Below are 12,367 nucleotides of genomic sequence, written 5' to 3' on the forward strand. Positions count from 1 at the left end.
AAAGTTTTCTAACGGGGACGCGAAACCCTGCCCGGGAATCGTGGCATCCTATGCTTTCCAAAGCACTGCTTGTTATGAAATTGACTACTATTTTGCTTATTGCGTTCGCCCTCAATGTGTCAGCCACAGGGTATGGGCAGGAACGGTTGAGTTTCCGGTTTAAAAAGACCGAGATCGCCGGCATCCTGACCAGCATCGAGAAGGCGACTCATTACCGATTCCTCTACAATGACCAGCTCCGCAGCATCCGCCAGAAGGTCAACCTGGAGGTGGAGAATGCCAGCATCCGGCAGACCCTCGATCAGCTGTTCCTAAAGACCGGCCTCATCTACCTGCTGATGGAAAACAACCTCATTGTGGTGAAGGAGCAGATGGCCGCCACGGCAGAAAAACCCATTACCGGCAAGATCACTGATGACAATGGCGTGCCCCTATCCGGTGTTACCATCCGCATCAAAGGATCTGAAAAAGGCACCACCACCAACGATCAGGGCCTTTTTTCCCTCAACGCCGATGACGAAGATATACTGGTGTTCTCCTACGTTGGCTATGAAGCCCAGGAAACCAAAGTGGGCGCACGTACGGCGATCAATGTATCGCTGACATCTGCGGCCCGCAACCTCGAAAATATTGTGGTGATCGGATACGGCGCGGTCAAGAAAAGAGACCTCACTGGCGCTGTAGTATCCGTCAAAAGCGACGAGATCAAAAAAGTACCATCCGGCAACGTCATGGAAAGCCTGCAAGGAAAACTACCCGGCGCCGACATCATGCGTACCAGCGGATCGGCTTCTGCTGGTGTCAACATCACCATCCGGGGCAACCGGTCGCTCATGGCGAGCAATGCCCCCCTGGTGATCGTCGATGGTATACAATACAACACTTTTCAGGACATCAATCCCAACGATATTCAGTCGCTCGAAGTATTGAAAGATGCCTCCTCTACAGCCATCTACGGATCACGTGGCGCCAATGGAGTAATACTCATTACCACCAAACGCGGCAGCAATGGCAAACCTAAGATCAGCCTCAATTCTTACTACGGTGTATCGTCGGTATCCGACTATCCTGATTACATGAATTCCGACGAGTACCGTGCCTGGAGAAGGGAAGCCAACCGGCGCATTCCCCTGGCAGGCATCAACCCATCGGGCACCTGGACCAGTGAGGCAAATGATGGACTCCTGTTCAGTGCAGAAGAACTGAAGAATCTTGGCAATGGCATCAATACGAATTATTCCGACCTGTTGTTCCGCGATGGCAGCCAACAGGAACACCAGGTAGGCGTGTCGGCCGGCAATGACAAGACCAAGGTATACCTCTCGCTCAATTACTACAATGAAAAAGGATTGCTGAAAGGAGATGAGTTGAAGCGGTATACCGGTCGCATGAACGTCGACCAGACGCTGGGTAAGTTCGCCAAAACGGGTATGCAGATGCAGCTTACGTATTACGATATCGACGCACGCACCAACCCCATGGATGAGGCCAGCAAGGTAGCACCCTGGTCTACACCCTATGATAGTGCCGGCAATATCATCTTGTTCCCGGTCAACGACCAGGCACGTTGGAACCCGCTGGCCGACGAGCAACCCGGTGTCGCGACCAACAACACACTGATCACCCGCACACTGGCAGCTACCTACCTCGAGTTGACGCCCTTCAAAGGACTTTCTTTGAGAAGCAACCTCGGGTTCGTATTTACCGACTCGCGCCAGGGCGCTTTCTTCGATCTCAACTCCATGTCGCAACGTGGCCTGCGGACACTCGGTTTTGGTGTAGCCACCAGGGGCCGTAATACCAACTGGGAAAATATCCTCACCTACAATAAACAAATAGGCGAGCATAACTTCACCCTTACCGGTATCACCACGTTCTGGGAGATCAACAATGAATTCATCCAGGCGCAGGGCAACAAACAAATACTGCCTTCCCAACTGTTTTATGCCTTGCAGAACTCGACCGAAAACCTCGGTATCACGAGTGGTTATTCGAAAGAGAACCTCGTGTCGTATGCGGGCCGTATTAATTATTCCTTCAAAGGCAAGTACCTGGCTTCCGTCAGCGTGCGCACCGATGGATCGTCCAAACTGGGTCCTGGCAATAAATGGGATGTGTTCCCCGCCGCAGCCCTGGCTTGGCGCATCAGCGATGAGGCCTTCCTGCAAAACGTCAGCAAACTCAACGACCTCAAATTACGGCTGAGCTATGGTGTAACAGGAAGCGATGCCATCACCGCCTACAAAACACAATCTACCCTCATACGTATCCCCAACGCCTTTGGCGATAATCCAGCCCTTGGCTTTGCTTTCAGCGATACCATCGGCAATGCCAACCTCCGTTGGGAAAAAACAAAGGCGCTCAACCTGGGTATCGACTTCGGTTTCTTTGCCAACCGGCTGTCGGGTAGCATCGATCTGTACCAAACCAAAACCACCGACTTGCTCACCTTGCGCAAACTGCCTATGACCTCGGGCGTATCGGCCACGTTCGACAATGTCGGTAGTACGCAGACCACGGGTATCGATATCAACCTGAATGCTGCTGTAATCCGCAAAGAGAATATTAGCCTCAACCTGGGCCTCAGCTTCTTCACCGCCAAAGAAAAGATCACTTCCCTCGTAGGGGGCATCGATGATCCCCTCAATGAGTGGTTTGTAGGTTACCCCACCCGGGTGTCTTATGACTTCAATAAGATCGGTATCTGGCAGCTCGCCGATTCCACCCTGGCGAAGAAGTACAACCAAAAACCCGGTGATATCCGGGTCGAAGACATGGGAACCAAAGACTCTGTCATCAGTGCCCTGAACGATCGAAAAGTGGTGGGCCAACTGGTGCCGAAATGGAATGCTGGCCTCAATATCGACTTCCGCTACAAGAACTTCGACCTGAATGTATTTGTCTTTGCCCGTGTGGGGCAGACCATGGAATACGCTTACTACAGCCGGGTACACCTGCCGGGCCGTGAGAATGGCGCCAGGGTCAATTACTGGACACCCGAGAATCCTTCCAATGATTTCCCCCATCCACGCACGAGTAGTTCGTTCGCGGCGTTGCCCTATTCGTCTACACTGGCCTATGTGGATGGCTCTTTCGTCAAGATCAGGAATATCACCCTGGGCTACAACCTGCCCAAGCCATTCCTGAACAAATTTGGCGTATCGGGCATGCGCTTCTATGTGACCGGCAAGAACCTTTTTGGTTTTTCGAAGATCGACAACTACGATGTAGAGAGGGGAGGAGCGCTGAACGATCCGCTGACCAAACTGGTCGTAGCCGGTATCAACGTTGACTTCTAAACATCCAGGAATCGCACCAACAAAAAAAGTAAACATGAAACGAATTACCATATACCTGGCAGCGATGGTCACCATGATGGTGCTGGCTGCTGCCTGTTCAAAAAAACTGGAAGAATACAACCCCGGTGGTCTTACCGCCGACGTGGTCTTCAATACACCTGCGGGCTTTGAGGCAGGTGTTAGTGCTGCCTATAGCTACAACCGCCACCTCTGGGGCAAGGAAGCTGGTTATCATCTGTATGAAGCATCGAGCGATCTATGGGTAAGCGGGGTAGATGATCCCAATACCGAGCTGACACAGTTTACAGCCGGTCTCAACTCCACCAACGTGATCATTACGGCCAACTGGCAAAGATTGTATTCCGTCATCAATCTCTGCAATGCTTTGATCAGGCGGGTGCCGCAGTCCGGATTATCAGATAACCTAAAGGGCACCCGCGAGGCGGAGTTGCGTATGTTACGTGCCTGGTATTATTATACCATCGTAGAGACCTGGGGAGGGGTACATTTTACCCTCGACGAAACCAGTGGTATCGTCACCACCGCCAATCGTAAACCGGTAGATACTTTTTACCAGCAAATACTGACCGACCTGCGGTGGGCAGCGCCGCGCCTGCCCCTCACCACCAGTGATGTAGGTCGGGTAACCAAACCTGCAGCAGAGGCATTTCTTTCCAAAATGTTTCTATATACCAAAAACTACGACAGCAGTTTTTATTATGCCAATAAGGTGATCAATGATTATGGCTTGGCCTTGCAGACAAGCTATGCCTCGTTGTGGAATATGGCTACCCAGTCGAATAAAGAGATCATCTGGGCAGTGAATTATTCCACCAACCTGGCCTTGAATGATTTTCAGGGACCAGCCGGTGCGATCGTCTATCCTGGTGGGCATCCACGGGGCGCGCACAATGGCCACCTGATGTTCCTGCAGAAGTACGATGTGCGCCCCGGCATGGTGCGCGATATTCCTTATGGCCGTCCTTTCAGCCGGTACATGCCGTCGCGATTCCTGCTCGACCTGTACGATGAAACCAAAGACGCTCGTTATGCAGGCAGTTTCCAGGACATCTGGTTCAGCAACAAGACAACGGCGACCACGTATGAGCGAACCCTGACCACCGGTGCCAAGCAGAACTTTACACTCAATCCTGGTGATACGGCACATTGGATCCCCAAGAGCACGGTCGTGACCAATGCCTTCCGCGACAGCCGTAAATACGAGATATTCGATCGTACCAATGTGTACAATACGAACGGTACGCCGAGAAATACCTCCAACTTCATTTCACTGAAGAAATTCCTCGACCCTACGCGTCCTACGGTAGCGGAGCAGCAAAGTGCCCGCGATGCGGTCGTTTTTCGCCTGGCCGACATCATCCTGATTGCGGCAGAAGCTAAACTCAACCTGAACCTGAAAGCCGACGCAGCAGATCTGATCAATAAAGTGCGGAGGCGTGCCGTACTCACCGGTTTACCAGCCAATACACTCGATATTACCGATGCCGACGTGACCATCGACTTCATCCTCGATGAGCGGGCGCGTGAACTGGCTGGAGAGCAATGGCGTTGGTTCGACCTGAAGCGTACCGGCAAGCTCGTGGACCGGGTAACGCAGTTCAATCCACAGGCGGCACCCAATATCAAGCCCTACCACAACCTGCGGCCGATCCCACAAAGCCAGATCGATGCCGTTTCTAATAAAACGGAGTTCATACAGAATCCTGGATACAACTAACCACTCCCAGACCTTCCGGACAGCAAGGCATACAAACAGGCGCGGCACGATAGCCGCCTCCTGGTTAACCAAAAGGAATACAAGTGTCTGGGTTTTACGAAACCCTTGTACAACCAACCAACACGGCCGGCCCGGTAGCTTACCGGGCCCTCAGGCCGTTTGCCGTAAAACCAGCAACCGCAATTCACCCGGAAAACGAAAACGCTTTCGGCAACGTTTGCGTAAAAAAACAGTGGAAATGAGTTCGTTAATAATGAATATCTGATTACAATTGTTGTCCGAACCTTCAATCACTGTCACCAATTACCCGTGCGGCGGAAACGATTACAATGAAAAAGACCACACAGAAATTAGCATTGCTTGTCATATGGGTTTCAACTGCCCTACAAGTTTCGGCACAAACGATGCCGAAAATAGCTCAACCCATCTTTAAGAAAGACACATTCAATATTGTCAAATATGGCGCTGTTGCCGATGGCGTTACGCTCAACACCACAGCCATTGGCAAAGCCATGGAAGCCTGTAACAAAAAAGGCGGTGGCGTAGTACTGGTGCCTGCCGGTTTATGGAATACAGGACCTATTGTACTTAAAAGTAATGTCAACCTGCACCTGCAAAAAGGGGCCGTGATACAGTTCACAGACGACTTCAACCAGTATCCGCTCGTAAAAGGCAACTGGGAAGGGTTGCCGCAATGGCGCAACCAATCGCCTGTCTCTGCAGAAGGACAGGAGAACATCGCCATCACCGGTCATGGTATCCTCGACGGCAACGGCGACGCCTGGCGGATGGTGAAAAAAGACAAACTCACCGAAACGCAGTGGAAGAAACTGGTGGCCTCCGGTGGTATCAGCACCGACGGCCGTACCTGGTATCCGTCAGAAAAAGCCCTCAAAGGCTCGAAGCTGAAAAATCCGGGTGTGATAGATCCCGCTCAACCGGCTGCCTTTTATGATTCCATCAAAGACTTTCTGCGGCCCAATATGGTGGTACTGACCAAATGCAAAAAGATACTGTTGGAAGGGATCATCGTGCAAAACTCACCGGCCTGGTGTCTGCACCCGCTGATGAGTGAAGACATCACCTTGCGCAATGTAACCGTCAAGAATCCCTGGTATGCGCAGAACGGCGACGGTATCGATCTCGAGAGCTGCAAGAACACGTTGATCGAGAACTCCACTTTCGATGTGGGCGATGATGCACTGTGTATGAAGAGCGGTCGCGACGAAGCAGGTCGTGAGCGGGGCATGCCCACCGAAAACGTGATCATCCGCAACTGCATCGTTTACCATGCACATGGTGGCTTTGTAGTAGGCAGCGAGATGAGTGGTGGCGCCCGCAATATCCATGTCAGCAACTGTACCTTCATCGGTACCGATATCGGCATCCGGTTCAAGACCACCCGTGGTCGCGGCGGCATCGTGGAGAAGATCTACATCAACGACATTTACATGAAGGACATTCCCGGCGAGGCCATCCTGTTTGATATGTACTATATGGCCAAAGATCCCATTCCCCTCAATGGTGAAAAGCGGGAAGCGCCCAAGGTAGAGATGCTGCCAGTCACGGAAGCAACACCGATCTTTCGCGATATCCTGGTGAATAACGTGGTGTGCAACGGAGCCGAAAAAGGGATCTTCATCCGTGGCCTGCCCGAAATGCACATCCAGAATATCCGGTTGCAAAACATGGTATTGCAGGCCAACAAAGGAATTGATTGCAGCGAAGCAACCGGCATCAGCTTCAGCAACATCAAGCTGATCACAAAACAAAGCAACCCGGTGGTGGATATACTCAACAGCGACAACCTGAGTTTTAAAAAGATCACTTACCAGGATGGAGCAGACCTGCTCTTCCGCGTAGGCGGTGACCGCAGCGGTAAGATCGCCATCACCGATACCGATGCCTCCAGGGCCAAGCAAAAAATACAGTATGAATTTGGTGCCTCTGAAAAGAGCGTTACCCTGAAATAAATCGATTGCCCGTCATGAAGAAATTCCTCGCTATAACCTGCTCTGTGGCTGCCCTGCATCACGCAACAGCCCAAACCAGTACAAAAATGACCACCAACCCTGCCACCAAATGGTCGCAGGAAATGGCACATACGGCCATGAAGATCTGGAGCGATTCCTTTGCCCTGACACCCGATAAGCCAGCCCGCTGGAGCTACGACCAGGGCGTGATCCTGAAAGGAGTCGAAAGCATCTGGAATGCCACCGCCAACGTGCGTTATTACAACTATATCCAACGCAGCATGGACTTCTTCGTACAGGAAGATGGCACCATCAAAGGCTATCGTCCCGACGAATACAATATCGACCACATCAACAATGGCAAACTCATTCTCTTCCTGTACCGGGTGACCGGCAAGGAGAAATACCGGAAGGCAGCCGAATTGTTGCGTAAACAATTGCTTACGCATCCACGAACAACAGAAGGTGGATTCTTTCATAAGAACATCTATCCCTCACAGATGTGGCTCGATGGCCTGTATATGGGTCAGCCATTCTATGCTGAATATGCCAAGGTATTCAATGAGGATACGATCTTCAACGACGTAACCCGTCAGTTTGTGCTGATGGAAAAACATGCCCGCGATCCTAAGACCGGTCTGCTATACCATGGCTGGGATGAAAAACATGTGCAGAAATGGGCCAATAAGGAAACAGGACTTTCACCGCATTTCTGGGGCCGTGCCCTGGGCTGGTACGGCATGGCCATGGTCGATGCACTCGATCATTTCCCTGCTGGTCATCCCGGTCGTGATTCCATCATCGGCATCCTCAACCGTTTTGCCAAAGCAGTCGTAAAAGTACAGGACCCCAAAACCGGCGTCTGGTACGATATCGTGGACATGCCCACTGAAAAAGGCAATTACCACGAAGCTTCCGGCTCTTCTATGTTGGTATATACCCTGGCCAAAGGGGTACGCCTGGGCTACCTGCCGGCTAGTTATGGGCCGGCTGTGCAGAAAGGCTATGCCGGGCTCATCAAAACATTCATAGAAACAGATGCCAACGGGCAAACCAACCTCAAAGGCACGGTAAAAGTATCAGGCCTCGGTGGCAACCCATACCGCGACGGCAGCTTTGCTTACTACATGAGCGAGCCCGTGATCGTGAACGATCCGAAAGGCGTAGGCGCCTTCATAAAATGCGCGGCGGAAGTAGAACTGATTCCCACACAGTCTGTAGGTAAAGGCAAAACGGTATTGCTCGATACCTGGTTCAACAACGAGTGGAAGAAAGAACCCAATGGCACCAAATCACGTTTTCACTATACCTGGGATGATAAGGCCAACAGTGGCTTTGCTATGCTGGGAGATATCTTCCGCACCTACGGTATGCGTACGACGCAATTGGAATCTGCACCGACCGCACAAAACCTGAAAGGGGCATCCGTATACATCGTCGTAGATCCCGACACGAAAAAAGAAACAGCCGATCCGCACTTCATTCAAACGGCTGATATCAAAGCCATCAGCGAGTGGGTAAAGGCCGGTGGCGTATTGCTGCTCATGGGGAATGATACCGGCAATGCAGAGTTTGAACATTGGAACCAGCTGGGCGCTGCTTTTGGCATTCACTTCAATGAGAACAGCCTGAACCGCGTGCAGGGTAATCAGTACGAACAAGGGGCCTTTTATCCAACGGCACAGGATGCGATCTTTAAAACAGCGAAGAAGATTTACATCAAAGAATACAGCAGTCTCGAGGTGAAGCAACCAGCTACGGCGGTATTCAAAGATGCCAGTGGCAAGGATATCGTGATGGCCGTGGCCAAATATGGTAAAGGAACCGTGTTTGCAGTAGGCGATCCTTGGTTCTACAACGAGTATGTTGACGGTAGAAAGCTGCCGGCTGAATACGAGAACTACAACGCAGCCACCGATCTTGTAAAATGGCTGATCGCACAAACGAATAAAAAATAAAGGTAAGGCCTGTGTGAGCGGGCAGTGAACATGGGATACAGGCAGGAAATAAAGAAAAACAACGATAACGGTACGCCAATGGTGTACCGTCATTGTCGTGTAATTACATTACCAGAAACCATTAGCGTCGCCCGGGCATTGGGTGAACGCTGGAAATTATAAATACAAGTATGAACCTGTCAAAGAAAACGCTGGCAAACATGAAGACACCTGGCATCGAGATGCCGGCTGCCGGATATTTTGAATTACCTGAGAAAGTATTGCAATTCGGTACCGGAGTACTCCTGCGTGGACTACCCGATTATTTCATTGATAAAGCTAACAAACAAGGCATTTTCAATGGTCGCATCGTAGTAGTGAAATCGACGGGTGCGGGTGCCACCGATGCATTTGCCGAACAGGATGGTCTCTACACACAATGCATTCAGGGCATCGAAGATGGACGGAAAGTAGAAGAAAAGATACTCAACGCATCGGTCAGCCGCGTGTTGGCTGCCAAAAGCGAGTGGGAGGAGATCCTGCGCTGCGCCGCCAATCCCGACATGCAGCTCATTATTTCCAATACTACTGAAGTAGGTATCACCCTGGTAAAGGACAATGTACATGCCTCACCCCCAGAATCATTCCCGGGCAAACTGCTTGCATTCCTCTACCAGCGCTTCAAGGTGTTTCAGGGCGATAAAACCAAAGGCATGGTTATCGTGCCCACTGAACTCATCCCCGACAACGGCAAGAAACTCGAAGCCATCGTACTGGAGCTGGCGCACCAGAATGGACTGGAAACAGCGTTCCTGGACTGGCTCGAAACCTATAATTATTTCTGTAATTCATTGGTCGACCGCATCGTACCTGGCAAATTACCGGCAGTACAGCACCAGCAAATGGAAGCCGACAATGGCTACCGCGATGAACTGATGATCATGTCGGAAGTGTACCGCCTCTGGGCTATCGAATCCGATAACGAGCAGGTGAAGGCCGTACTTTCCTTTGCGAAAGCCGATACCGGCGTGGTGATCGCCCCGGATATCAATATTTTCAGGGAGCTAAAATTGCGTTTGCTCAATGGTTCACATACCTTTAGTTGCGGACTGGCGCACCTGGCGGACTTTCCGACCGTGAAGTCGGCCATGGATGACGCGACCTTCAACGCCTTTATCGGTACCCTCATGCTGCAGGAAATGGTACCCGCTGTAGCCAGCGACACCATCTCTGTAGAGGCTGCTAAGGATTTCGCTTTCAAGGTATTGGACCGGTACCGCAACCCCTACATCGAACACCTGTGGTTGAGCATCACCGTTCAATATTCATCCAAGATGAAAATGCGCAACATTCCGCTGTTGCTCCGCCACTATGAAAAAGCCGGTAATATTCCGGAATACATGGCGCTGGGCTTTGCCGCTCACCTGCTGTTCATGAAATGTACCCAGGGTGACGATGGCAAGTACTACGGTGAATACAATGGCAAGAAATACTTGGTGAACGACGACCACGCCGCCTGGTATGCCGCCAAATGGGCTGATACGGAAGCCCCGGCCCTGGTGCAAAAAGTATTGAGCGATACAGCTTTCTGGGATACCAACCTGGCTCAACTGCCTGGTTTTTCCGAAGCAGTGACCAACAAGCTCGACTACCTGATCAAGAAAGGATCCATGGCTGCTATGAAAAGCCTGCAAACCGACGGCGTGACAGCTTAATACGAACCATACCCAAACCCTCGTTGTTTAAAAGGAAAGGAGTAATACAGATATGAAACAGATCGTGCTGAAAGTGCATCCGAAAGACAATGTGCTGGTGGCGTTGCAGGACCTCACCAAAGGACAGAAAATTACCTACAATGGCAGCGAGTACACGCTTGTGGAAGATATTCCTGCCAAGCATAAATTTACGACCGAATCCCTGCCTGCCGGCGGTGCCGTGACCATGTATGGTGTCCTGATCGGTAAGGCCAAAGAAGATATTGCGGTTGGTGCACGTATCTCGACGTCCAACCTGAAGCATGCGGCAGAAGAATATGCACTGTCCGACACCCGTCGTACAGGCTGGCACCTGCCCGATATCAGTCGCTGGCAGAACGCGACTTTCAATGGATTTCACCGCGCCGATGGCAGTGTGGGTACCGCCAATTACTGGCTGGTTGTACCGCTGGTATTTTGCGAAAACCGCAATGTGGAAGTATTGAAGGAAGCGCTGCTCGAAGAGCTGGGTTACGCCCGGCCAAAAAAGTATAATGATTTGACAAAACAACTGATAGCTGCCTATCAGAATGGCGTTAATATTGACACCGTGGAGTTCAAAGACACCGCGTCCGGCAACGGCGAGGCAGGTCGTCATTTGTTCCCTAATGTCGACGGGATTAAATTCCTGGCGCACGAAGGTGGTTGCGGTGGGATCCGGCAGGATGCACAGACCCTCTGTGGATTGCTGGCGGGCTACATCACACACCCCAATGTAGCGGGTGCTACTGTATTGAGCCTCGGTTGCCAGAATGCGCAGGTAACGATGCTGCAGGAAGAAATTGCTAAAAGAGCACCCAACTTTAGCAAGCCCTTGTACATCATGGAGCAACAGAAAGTAGGGCTCGAAACCGATCTGCTGGCGCAAGCCGTCAAGCAAACTTTTGCCGGTCTCGTGGAAGCTGATAAAAATGGCCGCAAGCCCGCACCACTCAGCAAGATCTGTATTGGTCTCGAGTGTGGTGGATCCGATGGTTTCTCCGGTATCTCGGCCAATCCGGCGGTGGGTTATACCTCCGATCTGCTGGTGGCTTTGGGAGGCTCGGTGATCCTGTCCGAATTTCCGGAGTTGTGCGGCGTAGAGCAGGAGATCAGCGATCGTTGTGTGACGCAGGACAGTGCCAAAAAGTTCATTGACCTCATGCGTTCCTACAATGCCCGTGCAGTGGCCGTAGGATCGGGATTCGATATGAATCCGTCGCCCGGTAACATCAAAGATGGTCTCATTACCGATGCCATCAAGTCTGCTGGTGCCGCCAAAAAAGGAGGTACTTCTCCGGTAGCCGATGTACTCGATTACCCCGAGAAGGTGACCAAACCGGGCCTCAACCTCCTGTGCACACCCGGTAACGACGTAGAGTCTACGACGGCTGAAGTGGGCTCCGGAGCAACCGTAGTATTGTTTACGACAGGTTTGGGAACGCCCACCGGCAATCCGATCGCACCAGTGGTGAAGATCTCCAGCAACACGATCCTATACAACAAGATGCGCGATATCATCGACCTCAATGCCGGTACCATTATCGAAGGAGAAGAGACCATCGAACAATGTGGCGAACGGATTCTGGATTATATTGTGAAAGTAGCCAGCGGAGAAACCATCGTACATGCTGTAAGGCACGGACAGGATGATTTCATTCCCTGGAAACGTGGCGTGTCATTATAA

General features: G+C 51.4%; 6 protein-coding genes. All 6 read left to right on the plus strand.

Annotation, left to right across the window (positions count from 1 at the left end; translation table 11 throughout):
* The first annotated feature begins 74 nt into the window (after positions 1-74).
* The 6 genes from P2W70_RS13540 (at position 75) to P2W70_RS13565 (ending at position 12,367) form a co-directional block, all read left to right on the plus strand.
* Positions 75-3,299: a TonB-dependent receptor gene (locus tag P2W70_RS13540; protein ID WP_276482010.1), complete on the plus strand. Its 3,225-nt coding sequence runs from the start codon at positions 75-77 to the stop codon at positions 3,297-3,299.
* 34 nt (positions 3,300-3,333) lie between these two features.
* Positions 3,334-5,037, plus strand: a complete 1,704-nt coding sequence (locus tag P2W70_RS13545) for a RagB/SusD family nutrient uptake outer membrane protein (protein WP_276482011.1) — start codon at positions 3,334-3,336, stop codon at positions 5,035-5,037.
* Positions 5,038-5,441: 404 nt separating this feature from the next.
* Positions 5,442-7,010 (plus strand): glycoside hydrolase family 28 protein, encoded by a 1,569-nt coding sequence (locus P2W70_RS13550; protein WP_276482012.1) that lies wholly within the window; start codon positions 5,442-5,444, stop codon positions 7,008-7,010.
* 14 nt (positions 7,011-7,024) lie between these two features.
* Positions 7,025-8,968: a glycoside hydrolase family 88 protein gene (locus P2W70_RS13555; RefSeq protein ID WP_276482013.1), complete on the plus strand. Its 1,944-nt coding sequence runs from the start codon at positions 7,025-7,027 to the stop codon at positions 8,966-8,968.
* A 170-nt stretch (positions 8,969-9,138) separates the two neighbouring features.
* The gene (locus P2W70_RS13560) at positions 9,139-10,662 is read left to right on the plus strand and encodes a tagaturonate reductase (RefSeq protein WP_276482014.1); all 1,524 of its coding nucleotides are present in this window, start codon (positions 9,139-9,141) and stop codon (positions 10,660-10,662) included.
* 52 nt (positions 10,663-10,714) lie between these two features.
* Complete coding sequence (locus P2W70_RS13565; protein WP_276482015.1) at positions 10,715-12,367, plus strand: UxaA family hydrolase; 1,653 nt, start codon at positions 10,715-10,717, stop codon at positions 12,365-12,367.

Origin of the sequence: Paraflavitalea pollutisoli, from assembly GCF_029360705.1 — a bacterium.
In the GTDB taxonomy this organism is placed as follows: Bacteria; Bacteroidota; Bacteroidia; order Chitinophagales; family Chitinophagaceae; genus Paraflavitalea; species Paraflavitalea pollutisoli.

What these genes read in the sequence shown, in the direction of transcription:
- P2W70_RS13540 (WP_276482010.1), top strand. Translation starts at nt 75, where the DNA reads ATGAAATTGACTACTATTTTGCTTATTGCGTTCGCCCTCAATGTGTCA.
- P2W70_RS13555 (WP_276482013.1), top strand. Translation starts at nt 7,025, where the DNA reads ATGAAGAAATTCCTCGCTATAACCTGCTCTGTGGCTGCCCTGCATCAC.
- P2W70_RS13565 (WP_276482015.1), top strand. Translation starts at nt 10,715, where the DNA reads ATGAAACAGATCGTGCTGAAAGTGCATCCGAAAGACAATGTGCTGGTG.
- P2W70_RS13545 (WP_276482011.1), top strand. Translation starts at nt 3,334, where the DNA reads ATGAAACGAATTACCATATACCTGGCAGCGATGGTCACCATGATGGTG.
- P2W70_RS13560 (WP_276482014.1), top strand. Translation starts at nt 9,139, where the DNA reads ATGAACCTGTCAAAGAAAACGCTGGCAAACATGAAGACACCTGGCATC.
- P2W70_RS13550 (WP_276482012.1), top strand. Translation starts at nt 5,442, where the DNA reads ATGCCGAAAATAGCTCAACCCATCTTTAAGAAAGACACATTCAATATT.